This window comes from Paenibacillus sp. Cedars (genome assembly GCF_003184205.1).
Classification (GTDB): domain Bacteria; phylum Bacillota; class Bacilli; order Paenibacillales; family Paenibacillaceae; genus Paenibacillus_AQ; species Paenibacillus_AQ glucanolyticus.
The window spans coordinates 2970559-2993126 of record NZ_CP020866.1 but is presented as its reverse complement, the minus strand read 5'-3'; the positions used below and the strand labels follow the sequence as shown (position 1 = coordinate 2993126).

The window sequence follows — 22568 nt, the reverse complement described above, 5'->3', positions numbered from 1 at the left end:
AAGACCATCATTGTAAGTGGAAACCAGCGATGCGCGTCGGATCCTTCTTTTTTATCAAGAAATGACCGAATTACGATTATGGTCAATCAGTATTGTCTGTGCTTCATTCAGCCCTATCCTAAGGGCAAATACAAAGAGAATTATGGGATAATGGAGGGAAAAACCATGACACAAACGACACCGGTGCCTCAACCTAAAACCTTCGGACCGCTGGGTAATCTGCCCCTGCTGGATTCAGCGGCTCCGATCCAATCGCTTGTAAAGGTCGCCTCGGAATTCGGGCCGATCTTCCAGTTTCAGTATCCCGGGGGGCGCAAGGAGCTGTATGTCTCCGGCCATGAGTATGTTAAGGACGCGTGTGACGAGAAGCGTTTTGATAAACGAATCTGGGCACCACTGCAGAATGTCCGCCCCTTTGCGGGGGATGGATTGTTTACGAGCGCGACGCAGGAGCCCAATTGGAAAAAAGCTCATAACATTCTGTTATCCAGCTTCAGCCAGCGTGCAATGCAGGGATATCATACGAAGATGATTGATATTGCCATGCAGCTTATCCAGAAATGGGCACGGCTCAATCCGGATGAAACAGTGGATATTCCTGCCGATATGACACGCCTGACACTCGATACAATCGGCCTGTGCGGGTTTAATTATAGGTTTAACAGCTTTTATCGCGAAGACAATCATCCATTTATCGACAGCATGGTGCGTTCACTTGATGAAGGCATGAACCAGCTTCACCGGCTGGGCATTCAGGACATGTTCATGATTAAGAAGAAACGTCAGTTTCAGGAGGACATTCAGTCGATGTTCTCGCTTGTGGATGAGCTTATTCAAGAGCGCAAGGCGCATGGCGGCGAGGAGGGAGATTTGCTGGCGCACATGCTGGAGGGCGTGGATCCTGATACAGGCGAGCGGCTGGATCATGAGAATATCCGTTATCAGATGATCACATTTCTGATCGCGGGGCACGAGACCACAAGCGGGCTGCTTTCCTTCGCGATCTATTTTCTGATGAAAAACCCGGATAAGCTGCGCAAGGCGGTAAGTGAGGTGGACCGCGTGCTGAAGGATCCAGTTCCTTCGTATAACCAGGTGCGGGAACTCAAATACGTCCGCATGGTTCTGAGCGAGTCACTTCGGTTATGGCCGACTGCGCCTGCCTTTTCGTTATCTGCAAAAGAGGATACCCGTATCGGTGGAACCTATCCCATTAAGAAAGGGGATAGTGTGACGGTGCTGATTCCCGGACTCCACAGAGACGCGCGCGTATGGGGAGACGATGTGGAGGCATTCGAACCGGAGCGCTTTGAAGATCCGAGCAAGGTGCCGCATGACGCGTACAAACCGTTTGGCAACGGACAGCGTGCTTGTATCGGCCAACAGTTTGCACTCCAGGAGGCCACCTTGGTGCTCGGGTTGGTTCTCAAATATTTTGAACTGGTCGATACCCAGCATTATGAGCTGAAAGTCAAGGAGACACTGACCCTGAAGCCGGATGCATTCCACATTAAAGTCCGTAACCGTAAGGGAGGGGCAGCCCTCTTGATTCCAGGAAGTGTTGCTGTGCCCGAACAGGAACAGAGGGAATACGCCCAGTCCGACAGGATTGCGGATAACGCTCATCATACGCCGCTGCTCGCGCTGTACGGGTCCAACTTGGGCACGGCTGAAGGCATTGCCAGAGAGGTGGCTGATGCAGCCAAGTACCATGGATTCGACAGTCAGGTAGGTGCACTGGACGACTTCGCTGGAAATCTTCCGAAGGAAGGCGCCGTTGTGATTGTAACCGCCTCTTATAACGGTCAGCCGCCCTCCAATGCCAAGGCTTTTATGGAATGGCTGGAGAATGCGGCTGAATCCGAAATACAAGGCGTTCGGTATACGGTTTTCGGCTGCGGGGATCACAACTGGGCCAGCACCTACCAACGGATTCCGCGCCAAATTGACGAACTGCTGGCAGCCAAAGGGGCACAGCGCCTGCTTGCGCGCGGTGAGAGTGATGCGAGCGGCGATTTTGAACGTGAAGTTGATGAATGGACGGAACATGTATGGCCCGATCTGATGCAGGCGCTGGGACTGCCGGTCATGGCCAGCAGCAAGCCGAAGCGCAGCGCCTTGTCTGTTGAGTTCGTTCAGGGAGGGGCAGCCATTCCACTGGCAGAAACCTATCATGCCGTCACCGGGCACATCGCGCACAGCCGCAACTTGCAGCATGCCAATAGCGGACGCATCACACAGCATATCGAAATATCGCTGCCGGAAGGAACGAACTATGCAGAAGGCGATCACATGGGCATACTCCCAGTCAATCCGGAGAGTCTGGTGAAGCGTGTGCTCCGCAGATTCCACTTGGACGCCGCGGCACATCTGGTCTTGTCCGTTCAAGGAAGAAGCAGCGCCCATTTACCGGCAGGGGTTCCCGTGCGTCTGGACGATCTGCTGCATCGCAGCATCGAGCTGCAGGAGACGGCCACAAGGGCTCAGATTCGGGAGATGGCAGCCTGTACGGTATGCCCGCCGCATGCCAAAGAGCTGCAGAGTCTGCTCGCGGAAGACACTTATCAGACCGAGGTATGGGCTAAACGTCTCACCATGCTGGAGCTGCTGGAACGGTATGAAGCCTGTGAGTTGCCTTTTGAACGCTTTCTCGAGCTGCTGCCAGCACTCAAACCGAGATATTATTCGATTTCCAGCTCTCCGAGAGTCAGCTGGACCCAAGCGAGTATCACAGTCAGTGTCGTGCGGGAAAGCGCTTGGAGCGGTTATGGGGAATACCGGGGCATTGCGTCCAATTATTTGAGCCAGTTGGAGACGGGCGCAGAGGTGTTGATGTTTATCCGTTCGCCTGAATCGGGCTTTGAACTCCCGAACAACCCAGCCACCCCGCTCATTATGGTCGGGCCCGGCACCGGTGTGGCACCGTTCCGGGGATTCATTCAGGCCAGACAAATCCTTCGGGCAGAAGGACAGAAGCTGGGTCCCGCGCATTTGTATTTCGGCTGCCGGAATCCGGAGCACGATTACCTCTACCGAGAGGAGTTTGAACAGGCAGCCAGAGAAAACCTGGTAACTCTTCATACTGCCTTCTCGAGAGTGGAGGGTACGGAGAAATGCTATGTCCAGCATTTGTTGATACAGGATGGGGAAATGCTGCTGTCACTGCTGGAGGATGGAGCGAGAATGTACATCTGCGGTGACGGCTCCCGGATGGCGCCTGAGGTTGAACAAACGCTGATTGTATCCTATCAGGATAAATACGGCGTGGACGCAGATGAAGCTGCCTCCTGGTTATCCAGGCTGGAAGCGGAGGGCCAATATGTAAAGGATGTTTGGGCAGGTTGATCTCCGCTGCGAAGGGCAACGACTCTTGACATAACGAGACGAGGCTGTCGAATGCGGTTAGTCAAGGACAACAACGAACAGGTATATGTAGCCGCGATATTCGCGGCTTTTTTTGCTAAACTGAAAAGGAGGGAAAAAGTTCGGAAGAATAAGGGATGCTGCAATTTTTAATTATTGTTTATGATAAGATTAATTTTCGACAGGGACCCGTGCTTTGCGGTTATTGCCAGTTCATCTTGTCGATATCGAAACGATTCAGAAGGAGAGTGTAACTTGTGAGCGAAACCTGTGTACCGACGGGCGTGGGGGTAAAAGAGACCGGCTTTGGATATACGTTGTCCTTAATCGGCGGTAAGTACAAAATGATCATTATGTACTGGCTGTCTGAAAATAAAGTGATGCGTCATAATGAGCTGAAACGAAAAATCGGCACCATATCATATAAAACGCTAAGTGTCATGCTAAAAGAGCTGGAGGCGGATCATTTAATCGTTCGCACGGAATATCCCCAGGTTCCGCCCAAAGTGGAATACACATTATCAGAACGCGGACTTACGCTCATTCCGCTGTTAAACATGATGTGTGAGTGGGGAGAGAAGAACAGCAGCCTGCCACTGGATGCTGCGCAGCGGCAGGCTTCAAATTTGTGTTGAACATACGGCTGGATGAGAGCGATCTTTACAGGCTGTCAATAAAATTCAAGTACTCTCGCACATTTGTCTCCAGATCGCTTGAAGCCGACTCAGCATTTACACCAGGCTCCGTTTCTTTACCATAATACGCAAAGAACGAGCGATAATTCGCACGGCAGTATAGGAAGGTTGTTTCGAATGGTGTCAGTAACTGTTCAAGTGTATAGCGATATTTTCCCTCTTCACGATAATCCTCTTCTTTGATTCCAGCTGTTACAGCCAAAGCCGTTTTGCGATCCTTTAATTTATCTCCTCCACCTGAACCATAAGCCCAGCCGTAAGCAAAAACATCGTCAAGCCATTTCTTAAGAAGTGGCGGACAATTGAACCAATAGACAGGGAACTGCAGGACGAGGCTGCCATGCGTTTCAATTAATTGCTGCTCTTTCTCTGCATCAATGTTTCCGTCAGGGTAAGCCTTATGCAGTTCGTGTACCGTATATTTGTCCGGATATTTCTGGAGTTCCTCCACCCACCGCTGATTAATGACGGATGTTTCTATGCTTGGGTGTGTGACGATTACAAGTGTTTTCAATGATTTGTCCTCCTTCAGGATGATTACTTCCTGAGTATAATGGGTGGACTTCGAATACGTAAGTATGCACTTTTACTACAGGTACTTACCAAAAGGTGAGTGTTACTCTAAACTCTAGTATTTCTCAATGATCCACGCTTTTAGGTTTTAAATTTATTTATAGTATAATGGTGATTACTCTACAGGATGGATATAGGAAAAGAGGGACTAGATGCCTACGATACTGGTTGCTGACGATGATCCGAACATTCGCGAGCTCGTCTGTTTATTTCTGAGAAACGACGGCTTCACAACGGTTGAGGCACGGGATGGCAAGGAAGCACTGGCCGTTTACGGTTCAACACCCGTCGATTTGGTTGTGCTCGATATTATGATGCCAATTATGGATGGCTGGACGCTGTGCAAGGAGCTGCGAAGAGCTAATCCGGATCTTCCGCTGCTTATGCTGACTGCAAGAGGTGAGACATGGGAGAAAGTGAAAGGATTCGAACTGGGAACGGATGATTATTTAACGAAACCGTTTGATCCGTTGGAGCTCACGGTTCGTGTCAGAGCATTACTGAAGCGATACAAGATTGGATCCACTCAGACGGTCCACTTTGGCAACATCATTCTGGATCGGCAGACATACAAGGTGACGAGAGGGACAGAGTCGCTCACGCTGCCGCTGAAGGAATTCGAGCTGCTCTATAAGCTCGCTGGAACACCCGGACAAGTCTATACGCGCGAGCAGCTGATTGATCAAATCTGGGGAATTGATTATGCCGGAGATGATCGAACGGTAGACGTACATATTAAGCGACTGCGTGAACGGTTCGCGGAAACGCCCGATTTTCGGATCGAGACGGTGCGCGGTTTGGGGTACCGGCTTGAGGTTTACGAATGATCAAAACGTTATATATTCGTGTGGTCCTGACATTTTTGGTCTCTGTCATCGCCGGCACGGTCATTTCTTTTTTTATGTCTACTTTAATATTCGAGGATAAACTGAACGAAAATGCTCGGATCAATTTGCGTAACTTCGCCCAAGACATCGTGCAGATTTACAAGATCCTTCCATTACATGAAGCGGATTCATTCGTAAGCGGAATGAAGCAGCTCGATTCCTATCATATTCGAATTTACGAAGCATCGGGACAGTTCCAGTCCTATGGTAAGTATCATGAAGATCAGCCTGCCGCTGTGTCGACGGAGCAGCTGCAGAAGGTATTGGGAGGAGGCGTTGTTCAGGACACTCCGAATGGTATTGCTACGGTCCTCTTAGGGCTGCCCTTGAAAACGGAAATGGGAACGAAAGCGATGTTTCTGGAAACGCTCGCCCCACCATCCTCCTCTTTTGTTGTCAAGTGGGCGTTGATCTTTGCATCTTGTTCGTTGATTGTAGGGAGCATCTTGATTTTGATTGCTTCTATATTCCTGGTTAGACCCATCAAAAAACTGACAAAAGCGACCAAGCGAATCGCCGCTGGAGATTTTAACGTCAAGCTTAATATCAAGCAAACAGGGGAGCTCGGGACGCTGGCCCGCAGCTTTGAGGACATGATGCGTGATCTGCAGCAGCTGGAGCAGATGCGCAGGGAATTTGTGACAAACGTGTCGCACGAGGTTCAATCTCCGCTCACCTCGATATCGGGGTATGCTCAAGCGCTGAAGCAAGTGAATCTCGCCGATCACGAACGAAGTCGTTATCTTGATATTATCATCGCTGAGACAAAGCGGATATCCAAAATGAGTGACAGCCTGCTCAAGCTGAGTGTGCTTGAATCGCAGTCACAGCAGCCCCGGCTGGTCACACTCAGTCTGGATGAACAGATCAGAAGGGTCATTGTGGCCCTCCAGCCGCAGTGGTCTGCCCGCAATATTCATTTTGAGCTTGAGCTGCAGAATGTGAAAGTAACGGCTGATCATGACCAATTGAATCAGGTGTGGACAAATATCCTCAGCAATGGCATCAAATTTTCCAAGGATGGCGGCGGCGTGATTCACGTCAGCATCAAGCTGGATGTCAAAATTGTAATCGTCCGAATCTCCGATACAGGCATTGGGATTCCTCTCGAAGACCAGAAGCGCATATTTGAGCGTTTTTTCAAGGCGGATCGTTCTCACAGCCGCAAGTATGATGGCAGTGGTATGGGACTTGCTATCGTTAAACAGATTGTATCGCTTCATCAAGGTGATATCGTTGTGGAAAGCGAAGTTGGTCAGGGAACGACCTTCATCGTTTCATTGCCAATCACTCCACCCACCGATATTTAGACATACAGGAGAGATGAATGTACAGAACAGAATATACACTGGATTATGGTTTAAACCGAATTTTCAGGCCACGTTTCACATACAAGCTTCCTTGTATGTGAAACGTGGCCTTTTTGTTGTTAGTTCATACTCCGTTCATATTGTCGTCATGGTGAGGACATCTTGGTTGGTTAGGCTTGCATTAACGGCTTGTTACGGCCATTAAACAGATGAGCATAGGAGCAGACACACAATCGTTATAGCCATGGAAATCCAATGAGCCGCAGCAGCAATGAATGATTCACGACAAACAGTTCAAGACAGGAGAAGATGAGAGTGACGCAACCAGAGGAAAAGAAAGCGAAGAATGGATCGAGGGCCAAGAAAGTACGTAACATTATACTTAAAATATTAGGAGCAATCGTAATCGCCATTGTTCTGTTTCTAGGTATTGTTTATATCACGAATGTGATCAGTAGCAACTCAGAGGCGAAGAAGATAGAGCCATACGGCCAGCACGTGTCTGTAGACGGGAAAAATATGAATGTGTACATTCAAGGCGAAGGCAAGGAATCAATCGTGCTTCTTCCCGGTTATGGAACAGCAGCACCAGCGCTAGATTTTAAGCTGCTTATTGATGAATTATCTCCATTTTACAAAGTTGTTGCAGTTGAGCCTTTCGGCTATGGATTGAGTGATGGAACTGTAAAAGAACGAACCGCAGAAAATATCGTAAGTGAAGTTCATGAAGCTCTACAGCAGCTTAATATTAACAAATATATGCTTATGGGCCACTCCATTGCAGGCATTTACGGCATTGATTATGTGAACAAATATCCGGATGAGGTAACTGCATTCGTCGGAATTGACAGCAGTGTTCCAACACAACCGGGTATTGATGCCAAATTACCTACAAAAATGTTCGGATTTATTAAAAAATCAGGTCTCCAAAGATTAGTGGTTAAATTTGGTGGTGACCCTTATGCTGGACTCCCATTTGATGATCACACCGTCGAGCAGATGAAAATGCTGTCAAATAAAAACTCAAACAGTTCCACGATGTTGAATGAGATGGATCATATTTCTTCCAATTTTAAAGGGGCTCAAGGTTTAACCTTCCCCAAAGATCTTCCTCTTCTTCTCTTTGTACAAGGGAATAATGAAGACGTACTAGGATGGATACCTCTGCATGAAGGGCAGATCAAAGACTCGGTACATGGAAAAGTAATAACAATGGATGGCGAGCATTACTTGCACCATACTTTATTTAAAGAAATAGCTGAAGATGTTAGAACCTTTATGAACGAAGCGAAGTAAATGTTCTGAAAAAGTCCACTCGTGATTTCACAGATGTGCATTAATGAATGTGAGAAACCGTCCCGTGGGGCGGCTTTCCACAGTTTGTCCATTTCGGCTGATATCCGTAATGAAAGAGAGGGTTACATATGAGATTATTTGAAATACTTTTAGTTCTATCCTGTTTCGCTTTACTCGTAGATCTATTGTTTATTAAAAGAAGTGCAAAGAAAACAGGATTGGGTTTGGCTATAGGAAGTAGCGTGATATTTGTAGTTCAATTGTTGGTTGAAGGATACAGATGGCAATTACTTCTGGTATATATCATGACGGCTCTATTCATACTCATCGTTTCATTCAGGCATTCAGGTAAGATGGTGAATCTAAAAATAGGAAAGCTGTTGAAATATAGTTTATCTTCCCTAATCGTCATTCTGCTTGTGGGTTCTACCGTCTTGTCTGCATACTTACCTGTTTTTGATTTGCCGGAGCCTGATGGCCCAGAGAAAGTGGGTACTCAAACCTTTCATTTTACGGATCAAAACAGAGATGAAGTTTTAACTGAAGATCAAAGCGATAAGAGGGAGCTAATGGTTCAAGTTTGGTACCCTACTGAAAATAGGAATAACAACAAGCGTGGAACTCTTTTTCCAAGTGATACAGAAATGTTCAAAAAGTATATTCAGAGCTTCTCTACTTCTTTAAAGCTGCCCGCCTTTGTGCTCGACTACTGGAAGTATAATAGAACCAACTCGTATGAAAATGTAGAAATATTGCCTTCTACAAGCCCTTATCCCTTGGTACTGCTATCTCATGGCATGGGAACCAGTCGAGTTTTACAGGCATCACAGGCCGAGAATCTGGCCAGTCATGGTTTTGTCGTAGTCACAATCGATCATACGTACAGCACCTTTGCTACCATTTTTCCGGATGGCCGTGTAACGGATTATAAAACAAAGATGACAACCATAGATGATCGTACAAAAATCGGGAATATATGGACAGAAGACGTAGAGTTTATACTAGATGAAATCGAAAAGCTAAATTTAGGTGCAATTGAAAGTCAATTTAAAGGGAAGATCGATTTAAAAAACATAGGCGTGATGGGGCATTCTTTTGGGGGTGCAACGGCGTTTAATACAACTTATTTAGATCAAAGAGTCAAGGCCGGGGTCAATATGGACGGGTCACTAAATGAAGTGGAAAATAGAGATGATATAAACAAGCCGTTTATGTTCATCAGATCGGGAGGTTTTAAAGACTGGTTAGTCAATTTTGAAAATGATAGAAATTCGGATAATGAAGTCAATAAATTTCTCTCAGATGAGCTGCACATTATGAAAAATGTTATCGAACATGGGGGAAATGTGATTTATGTAGAAGGAACGCAGCACTTCAATTTCACGGACCTTCAATTCTATTCGGAGTTAATTAAACTGTCGGGGATAACAGGAGATATCAATGGTAAAAGAGGATCAAGCATTGTTAATCAATATGTACTCGATTTCTTTAATAAACAACTAAAAGGAACGGGTGGAAATCTGATTCAGGGACCGAGCGACATGTATCCAGAGGTGAAATTTATAGACCCGGAAGAACTCTAATCAACCAAAACATTTAAACTCAGAATGAGAAATACACTTCAATGGTCTATCTCAATGCCTTTGCAGTATATGACCAGACGGGTATTTGTATTAATCACACCGTGGTCAGCGGTAAGAATGAGGTCATCTTGCCAGAGAACGGACGTATTGTATTTGCAGGTGAGGCTGGCTCCCAATTTGAAATTTCATTAAACGAGTAAGAATATGGGAAAACACAAGTGAAGATATGTTTGCATTAGAAGTCGCGAGAAATCGCGGCTTTTTTCCGTTTGCCTGCGGAACTGGACTAAAGTCGGGGCTCCAATCTCATTCCCAGGCCTAATGTTAGCATTCTTTCAGGGTGATATACTGAACAGGACTTCGGATTTGCAGCGGAAGTGGAATCGTAAAGATGGAAGGACTGGAGATACGTTATGCAGAAAAAAACAGGTTTGTTGATCGTTGCGGTGGGTGTGCTGCTGCTGATTATTACGATGAACCCGATAAAAATCTTTTCGGGTATCAACTTCGGCTTTTCATTGGATACTCAAGAAATCAGCGAAGGGCAGACCTTCGACGCGAACGATTTCCGTCACTTGAACCTTCACACAGGAAGCAGTGATATCCATTTCGTTCAAGGGAATACCGATCAGATTAAGGTTAGCCTAGACGGAAAAGTAAGTCCAAAGTGGGCGGATCAAGTGAAGCTGAAGGCAGAACCAAACGGTGATACGCTGGAGCTTGGGATAGATGTACCCCAAGGTATCGACGTGGGCGTACGGATCATGCATCTGGATCTGACGGTGGAGCTGCCGGAGAAACAATGGGCATCCGCCGAGATTGACAGCAGCAGCGGCGATATCGAAATCGCGCGATTGCAGGGAGATTCGGTTACGATCAAGGCAAGCAGCGGTGATGTCGACGTGCAGCAAGTGAAGGGCGGCGAATGGGTCGTACACACCGGCAGCGGTGACATTAAAGCCGAGGAGATTGCTGCTGATTCGATCCTGTTGGAGTCAAGCTCCGGCGATATATCGGCCGAACGCTATGAGGCTTCGGAGTTAAGCTTTCAGAGTGGCAGCGGCAAGGTCGAACTGAAGGGCGGAGAATCAGCGATACAAGGAAAAACGGGATCCGGAAGTATACTTCTTGAAGCGGACGGGATCATGCATGAAACCGATCTTCGATCAGGCAGCGGCCGTGTGACCATCGATCTCGCTAAAGAGCCTTCCTCGCTGGAAGTTGATTTTGAAGGAAGCTCCGGCAATTGGGATTTGAAGTGGGACGGAATCCGTTATGAGGGTAATGACCAAGACGAGAACCGATTAAAGGGAATGTTCGGCAATGGCGGCGTGATATTAAAGGTTCGCACAGGGTCCGGAAATTTCATATTGAAATAACGAATGAGTGCTCATTTGGTTTGCAAAAAAGTAGAGACATCCGGGATCGGATGTCTTTTTTGCTCGCATGGAATCGACAGCAGCCCGTATAATGGAGAGGGTTTCGCCCTAAGCCTGACGCCATCGAAACTCCATCCGAGAAGAATACATTCTTTGAAGGATATGGAAAAAGGATAATAAATGAGCAGGAATACACGTACTTTGAAGAAGGACTGTATGCATTTTTCTAGCTTAAACCTGGTGAACTGGACATGGGACCAGGTTCAATATTATAGTTAAAAGAATGAAGTTAACGAACGTTAGTTTTAATAGCAGCTGCTGAATTTCTTCTGTATGAAGTGGCGCAACATTTTACTAAACGTTACATAAGTGAGGGAGGACATATATGGAACAACCCCGCATTTGGCCGGATCGGTTCAAGCGATTTTTTCTGAACAACAAGTTTGTACTTCTGCTGCTCATTCTGCTTCTGGCGGGAGTCAACATACTGGTGCTGAGCAAGATTTCATTTGTGCTGCACCCGCTCGCCGTGTTGATCAAGACGATCGTATTGCCGATCATACTGTCCGGAATACTGTATTATCTGCTTAATCCCCTTGTGGATATCATGGAAAAGAGGAATATCAAACGCGGATGGTCCATACTTATCCTGTATTTGGCTATTGCGGGTATACTGACGGTGGTCGTGCTTGCGGTCATTCCGGTGCTGCGCAATCAAATTACGGGACTGATTGACAATTTCCCGAGATATAGCGAGAATGTTAGGCTGCAATTCGAGGAGCTTACGGGCAGTCAGTTGTTTAGTCAGCTTCAGGATGCAGTGAGCATTAACTCTCAGGATTGGTGGAATACCCTTACTCAGAAAGCTACGGAAATATTCAACCATACATGGGCCAGAGTGGGCGGGTTCCTGGGGGCTTTTACCGAGATTGTGTTGTCGATCGTGACGGTGCCATTCGTTCTGTTTTATATGCTGAAAGACGGCAAAAAGCTGCCGCAGAAGATTTTGTCTTTCCTGCCAACGAAGAGCCGTTCCGGCATATTCCACGTACTTCAAGACATTAATCACCAGATCAGCTCGTTCATCCGTGGACAGATTATCGTCAGCTTTTGTATCGGTATTTTGCTCTATATCGGTTACATGATCATTGGTCTGGACTATGCACTTATATTGGCCATCATTGCCTCGTTTACGAGTATCGTACCTTATCTGGGGCCAGCGATCGCGATTACACCAGCGCTGATTGTGGCTCTGGTTACTTCTCCCGTGATGCTGCTGAAGATGGTGGCAGTCTGGACAATCGTACAGTTGATCGAAGGCAAATTTATCTCACCACAGATTATGGGCAAAACGCTTAAAATTCACCCGATCACGATTATCTTCGTTATTCTCACATCGGGTAATCTGTTTGGTGTCGTCGGCATTCTGCTGGCCGTTCCCGGGTATGCGGTGCTTAAGGTTTGCGCAACCCACATCTTTAAATGGTTTAAAGACACATCAGGGCTATATGATTCACCGCCAAACCATCTGAAGTAATTGAACTCCCGTCCAACGGCGATCAGCCGGAAGGCGGGAGTTTCTGCTTCATGAACAATGATCATAGTATCAACGTTCTCGTAAATATCTCAGCACAGCCAGATCTGAACCGTTGACTTTGTCCTTAGGGCAACGTGTACATTGTAATGGAACAAAGATTCGGACTTGAAGCGTTCATCCGTATACCAACAAAAAGAATGAGGTGATCCCATGCTGTCCATCGGAGAATTCTCGAAAATATGCGAAGTATCTACCAAAACGCTTCGATATTATGCGGAGATCGGATTAATTCTTCCCGATGAGATTAACCCGGAGAACGGTTACAGGTATTATTCCATCAGTCAGCTCAAAAAGATGCTTTTTATCAACCGTTTGAAATCCTATCATTTCTCCCTGGAAGAAATTAAAGCTATTCTGGAACGGGAAGAAGATCCATCTGAAGAACTGCTCTGTGCAGATCTATGTCGTAAGAGAAGGGAGATGCTGGAGAAGCTGAATGCTATAGAACACACTTTGAAATTAATGAGTCTTGATATCTCAAATTTAGAGAAAGGCGTCCCCCTGATGTCGTACCTCGACAGCATTGAAGTAGAACTCGTTGAAACCCCGTCCATCCGAATTCTTAGTATGCGTCAGATGATAAGAGGTGACGACTACGCTCTAGGATATGGAACATATTTCGGGAGTTTGTACGAACAGATTGCAACTGAAAAACTCACCTTGCTGGGTACGCCCATGACGATTTATCACAGCTCTGATTACAAGCCTGACGGCAATGATACCGAGTTTGCCATCCCGATCGAGGAGACGGTAGACGGGACGCGAGATTTGTCTGGAGGTCTATGTGCGAAGTCTGTCCTAAAGGGCTCATATTCGGAGCTGACGTCGGTATATGCAACCCTTATGGAATGGGTTGAACGCGAGGGATACGAATTGGAGAATTCGCCATATGAAGTTTATATAACCGACCCTAAACGAGCCATGGGTTCTGAGGACTGCGTGACCGAGGTGTATTTTCCAGTGAAGAGAAGGAGGGGCTGATGATGCAGCATTATGAATGGCCAACCGGAGAATGGCAAACTGAGGATCCTGCAGTTTTGGGAATGGATGTAGGGAAGCTGTCAGAGCTTGAGTCTGCCATTAATTCCGGGTACAGCAATATAAACGGAATCGTGGTTGTGAGGCATGGGCATATTGCTTATGAGCGATATTACAATGGCTATGGCCCGGATGATGCGATTCATGTCGCATCCGTAACAAAAAGCATATTGTCTGCCCTTATTGGTATAGCCATAGATGAAGGATGCATTCAAACGGTGAACCAGAAGGTGCTGGATTTTTTCCCTGAGTATGCTCCTGATGCTATTGATCCGCAGAAGCAGGAAATCACAATACGCCATCTGCTGACAATGACGGCTCCTTATCCATTCGAGGACTGGCATGAACCCCTCGATAAGCTGTGCATGCAGCCTGACTGGGTGAAGTATACGCTGGATATGCTGGGGAAGGGCGGAGATATTGGTGCATTTAAGTATTCAACCGCTGGGGCGCATCTGCTGTCAGCCATTCTTACCCGCAGTACGGGACAAAATGCCCGCGCTTATGCGAACGAGAGATTGTTTAAGCCTATCGGCATGAACGTAATTCCGGATTACGGGATGACATCATTCGGGTTTGAGGATCTGTTTGGGAAGAACGTGAAAGGATGGGTTGAAGATCCCCATCGTCATTCCACGGGAGGATGGGGGCTTACGCTTCGTCCCCGCGATATGGCACGAGTGGGTCTCCTCTATTTGAACCGTGGCTTATGGGATAACCGCCAGATCATATCGGGGTCCTGGATTGACGAATCTACAACGATGAATCCCCATAACTACGGTTATTTATGGTGGCTGCGCGAAGAAGCCGGAGTACGTGCCAACCTGGCGCTAGGCGATGGCGGCAATGTGATTTGCTGTATTCCGGAAATGGAGCTGGTCGTAGCCATTGCCTCCGAGTTCATCATGAATCCCCGGGACAGGTGGGCACTGATTAAGGAATACATCATCCCGGCTGTTATAGACTAAAGGTAAGCGACAAATGGCCCCTATCTTGTTAAAAGCGAGGGCCATTTGTCGCTTATATTTGTTTATGTTGCTTCCCGTACCAATCCTTGTTTTAAGCGGTCCAGCTGCAGAAGATGATGCCGGTAGTGCATTTCAACAAGCAAAAACCATTCCTCCGCACACAGTCCACCGAATGACGGATGGGGCATTGTATTCTCTTTGGACATTTTTTTAAGGCTCGGTTCGATCTCCTTCATTCTCTGGATAACCGTGTGTAACCCTTGAATGAGCTGCTCCTTGCTTGCTGGCTGCTTCGGCGTATATTGTGGGGAAGGTGGAACATGAATTCGAATGGGCGGGAAGCTTCCTTGAGCAAATACAGCCGCACCAAGCTCGGTTTTTTCCGTTCGAGGAACCAAGGGATCTTGGCTTGGCATCAAGCATTGATCCAGATTACGAAGCTGCATATCAAGCGCCGAACTGATGAGATGTTGAACCATCTGTCCGATAGACCACTCGTTGTCACTTGGCACTTCCTTCAACTGCTCTATATTGAATTGATCCAGTTCGTGAATATAATGTGTCGCAGTTTCTTCAAAACGTTGTAATGCTTCTTTTGTTGTAATCATCATGGATCAGCTCCTTTAGTCTTCTTCTTATCTAAATATACAAAAACGCTACTGACACCATTATGTCAGTAGCGTTTTAACGTTTTTTCCAGTTCGTTTCTAACCCGATGTCGGAAGGATTCCGGCTCCAGCACAACCACTCCGGCTCCCCAGCCAAGCACCCAATGCAGCAATTCCTCAGGCTGCCGAACGCGAAGGTTCACCAGCAAACCTTCCGCTTGTTCCTCTATGGTGTCTATATAGTAGTTGTTCGATTCCCTTACCTTATCGGCAATGTCAGGTTGGACCCAGATGCGCACTCTGACGTTACGATCGTCTGGAGGCTGGTATACATCTAAATGAAAATCTGCTGGCAGCATAAATCTATCTTCCAGTTCGATCAGCTCCGTCATTCGGGACAACCGGAAATGACGGATATCTTGACGCAATTCACACCATGCAATGAGTACCCATGATCCTTGATGAAGCACAAGTCCATAAGGAGCAACCGTACGAACACTTTGGCGGTTCCCATTAGCTTCAGCGATTCTTTTGGAATAGTGAAAACTTATTTTCCTCTCCTCCAGTATTGTCCGGCGAATCACTTCCAAGTATGTCTTCTCTTGTATTCGTGTTTTATCTTCAGCGGTTGCTAGCAAACGAAAGCTCTTGCGAATCCGGGTTGCCTCACTGCGGATCGGTTCCGGAAGAATGGCTTCAATCTTCTTTCTAGAAGTGCGAGACTTACTGCTGTAGTGGGTATCGAACCACTGCTCGATAAAATCTGTCCCAATGAGTAACGTCACTGCTTCTTCCACCGTGAAACTGACAGGCGGCAGGAAATACCCCTCCATTAAGGAGTATCCCTGACCTGGAGCCCCTATCACGGATACGCCAGCTTCACTCAAAGCCTGAATATCCCTGTAGATTGTCCTCACGCTTGTTTCAAATATAGCGGCCAAATCCTCGGCTCGTAACACTTCGTTACGCTGCAGCTCAAGCACTATGGCTAATAAACGATCCGTTTTGTTCATTGCAATGCATCCTTTACCGAGAGATTCGCTACCTATTAAAATTCAAGATCCCCCTAATTAATAGGGTACCTTAAAAGATTGTTTATATGGCATCACTTCTCATTATTCTACTACAAATAGGCAAAAACTATAAATTAGCTGTTGATATTTCCAGATAGACAATTGGTGCGGATTGCATTTACAGGTGGGTAGTATTTTACGCTTATGACTAAAACGAGGCAGCCGCCCTTACACTTGGGTGGCTGCCTCGTTTTATGATGTAAGGTGTTTCTTTTTACTGAATGACTCTATCGGTATACACGAACGGGCAGGGAGGAGAGCATTTGTCCCGCTGCGGATGGAGTCAAGTTATCTTCAAGCTTAAAGCCTGGCACAGCTTCAATCCGAGAGAATTTATCCATGAAGAGGCCAATCCCGGTATTAGCCTCTAATCGGGCAAGCGGAGCACCCAGGCAAAAATGGGGTCCGTTGCCAAAGGTCAAATGCTGTTTGTTGTTGGGACGATGAATATCCAATGTGAAGGGATTATCAAATACCTCCTCGTCCATGTTTGCAGCGCTCATCCACGCAACAACCACATCGCCTTTTTTCAAATCAACCCCAAGCAAGTTGTTGTCCTGTTTGACGGTCCGATCCATTTTGGCAATATTAAACCGATAACGGAGCATCTCCTCCATGGTGTTAGGGAGCAGCTCGCGGTTATTTCGAACTTCCGCATAGATTTGGTTATTATCATACAGGAATGCATAGAATGTATTGGCTAACAGATGGCTTGTCGTTTCAATACCGGCACCTAAGATAAACATCGTGGTTCTTACGATTTCGTCATCGGTCAATCGGTCACCATCCACCTCGGCTTGAATCAAATCTGAAATAATATCGTCTGATAGGTTTGCTCTTTTCTGAACGATATGAGGGTAGAGATAACTGTAATACTCTTTAGCTGCGCGGCGTTTCAGCTCATTTACGCTTTCAGTATTTTCTTTGGGGATGGGAAGGAATAAATCGTATACCCATTGTTGAAACAATTGTCTATCCTGTGAAGGAACGCCGAGCAAGTCTGCGATCACGATCGTAGGCAGAGCGCTGGCAAAATCCTTAACAACATCAATGACCTCGGCTTCTTCCATCTCATGGATAAGTTCGTTCACGATCTCCTGAATCCGGGGCTCCCACAGCTTCAAGCTGCGAGGAGTAAATGCGGCAGAGAGCAGGGAGCGGCTTTTTCTGTGTTCCGGAGGATCTGTCATCAGGTTAAACTTGCCCATATGTTTACCCTCATCATTATCTGCGCCTACGCTGATGGTTGTGCGCATCCTCACATTGGAGAAGTGATCGTAGTCGCTAAGCACTCGCTTGACGTCTTGGTAACGGAAGACATTCCAGGTATCGGTTGCCTGATTATAGCTTACCGGTTCATTTTGCAGTTTGTGTTTGTACCACACATAAGGATTGAATTCCTCGGTTGGCGATTGAAATTGAGTAATTTCCTCTAAAGAGATAATTTCATTATTCATATCTTTCCTCCCAACTGCTAAATTTTAGTGGAGTTAATTTAACACATGTTATTTTAACATATATAAACAAGGGGAGAATCTTGCTAATGGCCTAAGACAAAAGGACCCTAATCGTCTTTATTTGTCGAGTTATGATTGAAGAACGAATTCGTAGGCTGTAAGCTTACTATATTCGTACAAAAAGAACATTGAATCTAATGGAGAGGTAAGAATACATGTACATTGAACTACTTATATTGATCCAGATCGAAATGGCTCCTAAGCATGGATATGAGATCAAGAAGGAAATACAACGGGATTTGGGTTATTTAACAGATGTTAACCACAATATGTTATATCCCACTTTGCGCCGATTTACGGAACAGGGTTTGATTACTAAAAAAATAAACGAACAGGATGGTAAACCCAATCAATTCGTTTATGAAATAACCGAGGCGGGTAAAACCAAAATTACGGATCTTATCAACGCATTTTCGGAGAAAGACGCCAAGCATCAAATCGAATTTCTCATCCGAGTGTCGCTATTTCAGCGCATTTCTCGGGATAATCAACTCCGAATATTAAACATGAGAAAAAAAGACCTGGAAGCGCTTTGGGAAGATCTTAAGAAACGGGAAGGCAAACACGTGGACGATTGGTACAGAAATGAAGTTCTGCAAGTTTCCATATCCCAAGTAAAGGGAGAAATGCTGTGGATTGATGAGTTGATTCGTAAGACGGACAGCTAGAGAGGCATCTTGAAGGCTTTTTGTATGAGAGGATAGAGGTTATGACTCAAAATGTATTCGTACGATAACGATAAGAGCAGAACAGCAGCAGGGAGGATTCAACATCATGGTAATACACAAAAAAGCAGCCATCCTCATTTTCGTATTTCTTGTATTGATATCTATCGTCTTACTTATTAACAACAAGACAAACCGGGTTAATCAAGAAACGAATGCAAAATACTACAGCGGTTTTATGTCCAATGTCATGACATTGAAGAAAGTTGTGGATCAAGCGGTCGATACAGACTCCGATCCTGAATCAACCGCAATCGCTATGTTTGACGTATTGTCCAATATCGCGTTCATTCATGATCGATTGAATCTGATGATGAATGAGACGACCCACGGGAATGAATATGCTTCCCTGAAGGATCAATTTTTGAGATTAAGAGATTCATATGAATCTCTTGTACGGAGTCAGCTAATGAAAAGGGACAGATCCGATTCCGAAGAAAAATTAAGCTTCACGCAGCAGCAGCTTCAACTCTTCATCAATGATCTGCCCAAAGAATACGAGAATTCTAAAGCGTTTTTCATTCTTCTTCATAAAGCGGAAGCGCATATTAAGCCATTAGAATACATGAACTTCCCTTAATGGATCTGACTCTAGTGATAGGAATCTAATCATTCAATCCTTTGCCATCAAGGATGTGCTGCACATGTTTCTCGACTCTTGACTCCCGCGTCTTGGCTTGTTTGGCTTGATTAATATAATGTACGTAAGCACGCTTGCGACCAGGGGTCAAGGCTTCAAAAGCCGTTTGCAGGCCTGGGACTTCATCGAATTTATGTTGAAGCTCTTCAGGAATGACAAGCTCATCATTCTTTTTGAAATCCACGGTCAAGCCGGCTTTTTCAATTTCGATGGCTTCATGAATATAGGCTTCCAAGACAGTTTCCATTTCGATGATCTGTTCAACATGGGTGAACCGAATTTGACGACCTGCTTGTACGTTTTCTGTCTGTTGAATAAGAATGCCGTGTGGATCCTTTAACAAAGCACCTTTGATAAACAGAACCGCACAATATTCCTTGAAGCCATGGATCAATATGATGTTCTTGTTCTGAAACGTGTAACAAGGATGCATCCACTTAAAGTCTTCGGTCAGCTGACAGTCCAGAATAATCTCCCTCAGCTTCTCGGATTCTGCCTTCCATTTCTTGATTTTACGCAGATATCCATCCACCTTAGGATTAGTATTCGTCATTAAGAAGCACTCCTTCATTTATCTCGCATCAACGTTCTATATGGCTTAATTGTAATGATTTTTAATGGATTGTACAGTTCCAGTCTCTATATATCAATATGGCCACGCCCTCTCCCTTATATAAGGGGGGGTATGCATTGTGATCAGAAGAAGCGGGGATTATAGTATAATGTACGCAATACGATGAAAATATCGTTTGGATTTTAGGAGGGAAGCCACATGGAGGTTTTTGCAGATTATTTGAAGGGCATTGACAACCCGGATCATCGAGCGCGAATGGAGGAAATCTTCGCCTGGATTGTTGGGAAGTTTCCGAATTTAAAGCCGAAAATCGCGTGGAACCAGCCGATGTTTACCGATCACGATACCTTTATTATCGGCTTCAGCGCATCCAAGCAACATATGGCCGTTGCCCCTGAAAAGGCAGGGATTGTCCGTTTCTCGGAGGACATAGTGCAGGCAGGTTATGACCACACGAAGGAACTGGTCCGTATCCGATGGGACGGCCCGGTGGACTATTCGTTACTTGAGAAGATGATCGAGTACAATATAGAAGATAAGGCAGACTGTTCTACTTTTTGGCGAAAATAGGGTAGTTTGGATGTCCGATGTAAGAAGCCCAATACCCGGCAAGACGTCTGGGCTATAGTGAAAAATAGTGATCATAGAAGAGCAGCAGACCTGCCCGTCTCTAACGGGTGGCAGGTCTGCTGCTCGTTGCATTATAGCGTTATTATTTGGTCCATGTACCGAGCTTATAAGCTCCATCAGCAAGCCTGTCGGTGTTCGCAAAATCAACCCCCGGACGGTTGGTTGAAGGGTCCAGGATGGCGATGGCCAGTTCATAGGTGCCGCTTGGCAGTGTGCTGGTAGAGATTGAGCCTGAGACTGTGTGCATTCCCGTTCTCCAGGTTCTCAAGTCCGCTGACGTGGATTGACGTGCCACGATGGTGCCCCCACTGCGAAGCTGAATTTCAACAGGCCAGTTGAACGGGAAGTGCTGAACGCCCTTGTTCTCCACGTGGATGGATACATCCAGTGTGCTTCCGTTATTCGCTTGCGGGTACGCTGCTTTGTTCACAACAAAGTGATAACCCATTCGTTTCTTAAGTATGTTCATATTGCCTTGCAATGGATTGCCCAGGGACAAGGAAGCTGGAGCATTCGGTCCCAGCCAGCTCGGTTTGCTGAGCTCCGTTTGCCGGAGCGTCTCATTAAAGCCGCTGCCTGTCGTAAGTGCAGCATTCATGCCATAGGCACCACCGTAAAATTCACCGCCAGAAACACGGGTGTCCCAGAAGTTGGCGTGATTGGGCTGCTGCTGACCGATATCGTCCCAATATCCGTTCTGTGTGCCCGTATACCAGCCCCATTCGGAATCGAAGCTCGGCTGATCGCCGAACACATCGTTGTACATGCCGAGAATGAGGCCTTTGTTATTATTCTTGGCCAATTCCACGCTCCGTCTGATCAATAACTGCGTATGATCCTCCTGAGCGGCAAAGGCATCAATATAGTGTTGAATGTACTGGTTGGATATGGAGTTTGGAGGGAATGCGCCTGTGTAGTTGCTTTCCCCGTTCGGCCCTACGTAGGGCCAAGTGTGAAATTCTGCCCAATGGCCCAGCGAACCGATCTGCACAAACGCAATCGGGCTGTCAGGCGTGTTGTAATGTGCAGCAATGGCCTCAATGGCAAGTTTGTGTCTCGCAATCAGATAGTCAGAGCTGTAATTCGGGGAGAAGCCCGTATTGTTGCCAGCTCCCATACCTCCGGTTGCATCTTGATAAGCGGTGCCGGGCGACTGTCCCAGACTGACCATATCGTTATACAGCCAATCGGGAATATCCCGGTGAGGCACGCCGGTAGGACTATCGAGAATAAAGCGCAGCACGACCTTGACGCCGCGGCTTTGCCAATAGCTGAAATGATTGGCCGCTTCGATGGCATCGAAATCATAGCTGCCTTTGGTCGGCTCCAGCTCCTTCCAGGTGACACCGACATAAACCAGACGGTGGTCCTGGGGATAGCTGGTGGATTTCGCTGAAGGAGCCCAGCCCTTGAACGGGTTGTTAAGCGGATCATTCAGCTCAGGCGGATAAAATTCGATCATATTTCCTCCGGGACTTCTCTCATTAATGGTATAGACGGGGAGTGATTGGTTCTGCGCCGGCAGCCGATTCACATTCGAATTGTTGTCGAGATACCCGATATTTACGGTACTGCCTACTGTGAGTCCAAGCGTGGAGAGTGGAATGGCTGCCTCGATTGTTGATGAGGTCCGTACATATTGCGAAGAAGACAGCGTGGATGACCAATCCCAATTCCAGCTGCTTCCGTCACCTGAATAACGGTATAGCGATTGATTCTCAAGCAGCCATTCAATCCCGGTTGTGCCCCAACCGTAGGCTTGATAACCAGTTGAAGCATTCCCGTCTGTATTTAGCCAGAAACTCCCCATGGTGGTGCTGAGACCTGAGCCTTCGACAAGTAAATAAAGGTTCACGTCATCGTGGGAAGCCTTTAAGACTCTGGCTGTCCCGGAATTGGTGGAGATTGCCGGAATACCTGCCCAATCGCTTGAGTCACCGTCTACGACGATAGATGCAGCTTCCGCAGTCGAAATAAAGGGTGAAACAGGGAACAAGGTAAGAAGAATAGCCGTCATCGTAACAAGAATAAATGTCAATTTCATTGAATTACCGCGTGTTTTCATCAAGAACCTCCTTACAATATGATGGGTTGCCTGTACAGCCGCATATC

Annotated in this window: 20 protein-coding genes; 14 read left to right on the top strand and 6 right to left on the bottom strand. The window is 46.5% G+C overall.

The genetic code is table 11. From position 1 onward, the window contains the following. Nucleotides 1-165: 165 nt before the first annotated feature. Both B9D94_RS15365 and B9D94_RS15360 read left to right on the top strand, forming a co-directional pair. Nucleotides 166-3345 (top strand): bifunctional cytochrome P450/NADPH--P450 reductase, encoded by a 3180-nt coding sequence (locus tag B9D94_RS15365; RefSeq protein WP_148247416.1) that lies wholly within the window; start codon nt 166-168, stop codon nt 3343-3345. A 275-nt stretch (nt 3346-3620) separates the two neighbouring features. Further along, nucleotides 3621-3998 (top strand): winged helix-turn-helix transcriptional regulator, encoded by a 378-nt coding sequence (locus tag B9D94_RS15360; protein ID WP_148247415.1) that lies wholly within the window; start codon nt 3621-3623, stop codon nt 3996-3998. Between the two features lie 25 nt (nt 3999-4023). On the opposite strand, the gene B9D94_RS15355 is transcribed toward B9D94_RS15360, so the two are convergent. Next, a complete protein-coding gene (locus B9D94_RS15355; RefSeq protein ID WP_148247414.1) occupies nt 4024-4572 on the bottom strand; it encodes an NAD(P)H-dependent oxidoreductase in 549 nt (182 codons plus the stop codon). 211 nt (nt 4573-4783) lie between these two features. On the opposite strand from B9D94_RS15355, the gene B9D94_RS15350 reads away from it, so the two are divergent. From B9D94_RS15350 to B9D94_RS15310, 9 genes are all read left to right on the top strand, one after another. After that, nucleotides 4784-5458: a response regulator transcription factor gene (locus B9D94_RS15350; protein WP_006210101.1), complete on the top strand. Its 675-nt coding sequence runs from the start codon at nt 4784-4786 to the stop codon at nt 5456-5458. Further along, on the top strand, nt 5455-6828 hold the full coding sequence (locus tag B9D94_RS15345) for a sensor histidine kinase (RefSeq protein WP_006210102.1): 1374 nt from the start codon (nt 5455-5457) through the stop codon (nt 6826-6828). The genes B9D94_RS15350 and B9D94_RS15345 overlap by 4 nt, the downstream gene beginning before the upstream one ends. Before the next feature lie 315 nt (nt 6829-7143). Next, a complete protein-coding gene (locus B9D94_RS15340; RefSeq protein ID WP_148247413.1) occupies nt 7144-8124 on the top strand; it encodes an alpha/beta fold hydrolase in 981 nt (326 codons plus the stop codon). 128 nt (nt 8125-8252) lie between these two features. Next, the gene (locus B9D94_RS15335; protein WP_148247412.1) at nt 8253-9707 is read left to right on the top strand and encodes an alpha/beta hydrolase family protein; all 1455 of its coding nucleotides are present in this window, start codon (nt 8253-8255) and stop codon (nt 9705-9707) included. 41 nt (nt 9708-9748) lie between these two features. Continuing rightward, a complete protein-coding gene (locus tag B9D94_RS31010) occupies nt 9749-9907 on the top strand; it encodes a hypothetical protein (protein WP_006210105.1) in 159 nt (52 codons plus the stop codon). A 213-nt stretch (nt 9908-10120) separates the two neighbouring features. Continuing rightward, the gene (locus B9D94_RS15330) at nt 10121-11086 is read left to right on the top strand and encodes a DUF4097 family beta strand repeat-containing protein (protein ID WP_148247411.1); all 966 of its coding nucleotides are present in this window, start codon (nt 10121-10123) and stop codon (nt 11084-11086) included. 385 nt (nt 11087-11471) lie between these two features. After that, complete coding sequence (locus B9D94_RS15320) at nt 11472-12623, top strand: AI-2E family transporter (RefSeq protein ID WP_006210107.1); 1152 nt, start codon at nt 11472-11474, stop codon at nt 12621-12623. A 210-nt stretch (nt 12624-12833) separates the two neighbouring features. Further along, on the top strand, nt 12834-13664 hold the full coding sequence (locus B9D94_RS15315; protein ID WP_148247410.1) for a MerR family transcriptional regulator: 831 nt from the start codon (nt 12834-12836) through the stop codon (nt 13662-13664). 2 nt (nt 13665-13666) lie between these two features. Further along, complete coding sequence (locus B9D94_RS15310; RefSeq protein WP_148248800.1) at nt 13667-14689, top strand: serine hydrolase domain-containing protein; 1023 nt, start codon at nt 13667-13669, stop codon at nt 14687-14689. A gap of 62 nt (nt 14690-14751) precedes the next feature. Here B9D94_RS15310 and B9D94_RS15305 read toward each other — a convergent pair whose 3' ends face one another. The 3 genes from B9D94_RS15305 to B9D94_RS15295 all read right to left on the bottom strand — a co-directional run bounded on the left by B9D94_RS15305 (nt 14752) and on the right by B9D94_RS15295 (nt 17827). Next, nucleotides 14752-15297, bottom strand: a complete 546-nt coding sequence (locus tag B9D94_RS15305; RefSeq protein WP_082834401.1) for a DinB family protein — start codon at nt 15295-15297, stop codon at nt 14752-14754. 65 nt (nt 15298-15362) lie between these two features. Next, a complete protein-coding gene (locus B9D94_RS15300) occupies nt 15363-16310 on the bottom strand; it encodes a helix-turn-helix transcriptional regulator (RefSeq protein ID WP_148247409.1) in 948 nt (315 codons plus the stop codon). Between the two features lie 287 nt (nt 16311-16597). Continuing rightward, nucleotides 16598-17827, bottom strand: coding sequence for a cytochrome P450 (locus B9D94_RS15295; RefSeq protein ID WP_006210112.1), 1230 nt, complete (start codon nt 17825-17827; stop codon nt 16598-16600). Between the two features lie 215 nt (nt 17828-18042). Between B9D94_RS15295 and B9D94_RS15290 the strand changes: the two genes are divergently transcribed. Further along, on the top strand, nt 18043-18555 hold the full coding sequence (locus tag B9D94_RS15290; protein WP_148247408.1) for a PadR family transcriptional regulator: 513 nt from the start codon (nt 18043-18045) through the stop codon (nt 18553-18555). A 106-nt stretch (nt 18556-18661) separates the two neighbouring features. After that, nucleotides 18662-19192: a hypothetical protein gene (locus B9D94_RS15285; protein WP_148247407.1), complete on the top strand. Its 531-nt coding sequence runs from the start codon at nt 18662-18664 to the stop codon at nt 19190-19192. Nucleotides 19193-19217: 25 nt separating this feature from the next. Here B9D94_RS15285 and B9D94_RS15280 read toward each other — a convergent pair whose 3' ends face one another. Further along, complete coding sequence (locus tag B9D94_RS15280) at nt 19218-19805, bottom strand: YdeI/OmpD-associated family protein (protein ID WP_006210115.1); 588 nt, start codon at nt 19803-19805, stop codon at nt 19218-19220. 219 nt (nt 19806-20024) lie between these two features. Between B9D94_RS15280 and B9D94_RS15275 the strand changes: the two genes are divergently transcribed. Beyond that, the gene (locus B9D94_RS15275; protein ID WP_148247406.1) at nt 20025-20396 is read left to right on the top strand and encodes an iron chaperone; all 372 of its coding nucleotides are present in this window, start codon (nt 20025-20027) and stop codon (nt 20394-20396) included. A gap of 142 nt (nt 20397-20538) precedes the next feature. On the opposite strand, the gene B9D94_RS15270 is transcribed toward B9D94_RS15275, so the two are convergent. Beyond that, nucleotides 20539-22521, bottom strand: a complete 1983-nt coding sequence (locus B9D94_RS15270) for a DUF4832 domain-containing protein (RefSeq protein WP_148247405.1) — start codon at nt 22519-22521, stop codon at nt 20539-20541. Between the last annotated feature and the right edge of the window lie 47 nt (nt 22522-22568).

Excerpts from the sequence above, each read along its gene's own strand:
- B9D94_RS15365 (WP_148247416.1), top strand. The coding sequence starts at position 166 with ATGACACAAACGACACCGGTGCCTCAACCTAAAACCTTCGGACCGCTG.
- B9D94_RS15350 (WP_006210101.1), top strand. The coding sequence starts at position 4,784 with ATGCCTACGATACTGGTTGCTGACGATGATCCGAACATTCGCGAGCTC.
- B9D94_RS15345 (WP_006210102.1), top strand. The coding sequence starts at position 5,455 with ATGATCAAAACGTTATATATTCGTGTGGTCCTGACATTTTTGGTCTCT.
- B9D94_RS15335 (WP_148247412.1), top strand. The coding sequence starts at position 8,253 with ATGAGATTATTTGAAATACTTTTAGTTCTATCCTGTTTCGCTTTACTC.
- B9D94_RS31010 (WP_006210105.1), top strand. The coding sequence starts at position 9,749 with ATGGTCTATCTCAATGCCTTTGCAGTATATGACCAGACGGGTATTTGT.
- B9D94_RS15330 (WP_148247411.1), top strand. The coding sequence starts at position 10,121 with ATGCAGAAAAAAACAGGTTTGTTGATCGTTGCGGTGGGTGTGCTGCTG.
- B9D94_RS15320 (WP_006210107.1), top strand. The coding sequence starts at position 11,472 with ATGGAACAACCCCGCATTTGGCCGGATCGGTTCAAGCGATTTTTTCTG.
- B9D94_RS15315 (WP_148247410.1), top strand. The coding sequence starts at position 12,834 with ATGCTGTCCATCGGAGAATTCTCGAAAATATGCGAAGTATCTACCAAA.
- B9D94_RS15310 (WP_148248800.1), top strand. The coding sequence starts at position 13,667 with ATGCAGCATTATGAATGGCCAACCGGAGAATGGCAAACTGAGGATCCT.
- B9D94_RS15305 (WP_082834401.1), bottom strand. The coding sequence starts at position 15,297 with ATGATTACAACAAAAGAAGCATTACAACGTTTTGAAGAAACTGCGACA.
- B9D94_RS15300 (WP_148247409.1), bottom strand. The coding sequence starts at position 16,310 with ATGAACAAAACGGATCGTTTATTAGCCATAGTGCTTGAGCTGCAGCGT.
- B9D94_RS15295 (WP_006210112.1), bottom strand. The coding sequence starts at position 17,827 with ATGAATAATGAAATTATCTCTTTAGAGGAAATTACTCAATTTCAATCG.
- B9D94_RS15290 (WP_148247408.1), top strand. The coding sequence starts at position 18,043 with ATGTACATTGAACTACTTATATTGATCCAGATCGAAATGGCTCCTAAG.
- B9D94_RS15285 (WP_148247407.1), top strand. The coding sequence starts at position 18,662 with ATGGTAATACACAAAAAAGCAGCCATCCTCATTTTCGTATTTCTTGTA.
- B9D94_RS15280 (WP_006210115.1), bottom strand. The coding sequence starts at position 19,805 with ATGACGAATACTAATCCTAAGGTGGATGGATATCTGCGTAAAATCAAG.
- B9D94_RS15275 (WP_148247406.1), top strand. The coding sequence starts at position 20,025 with ATGGAGGTTTTTGCAGATTATTTGAAGGGCATTGACAACCCGGATCAT.
- B9D94_RS15270 (WP_148247405.1), bottom strand. The coding sequence starts at position 22,521 with ATGAAAACACGCGGTAATTCAATGAAATTGACATTTATTCTTGTTACG.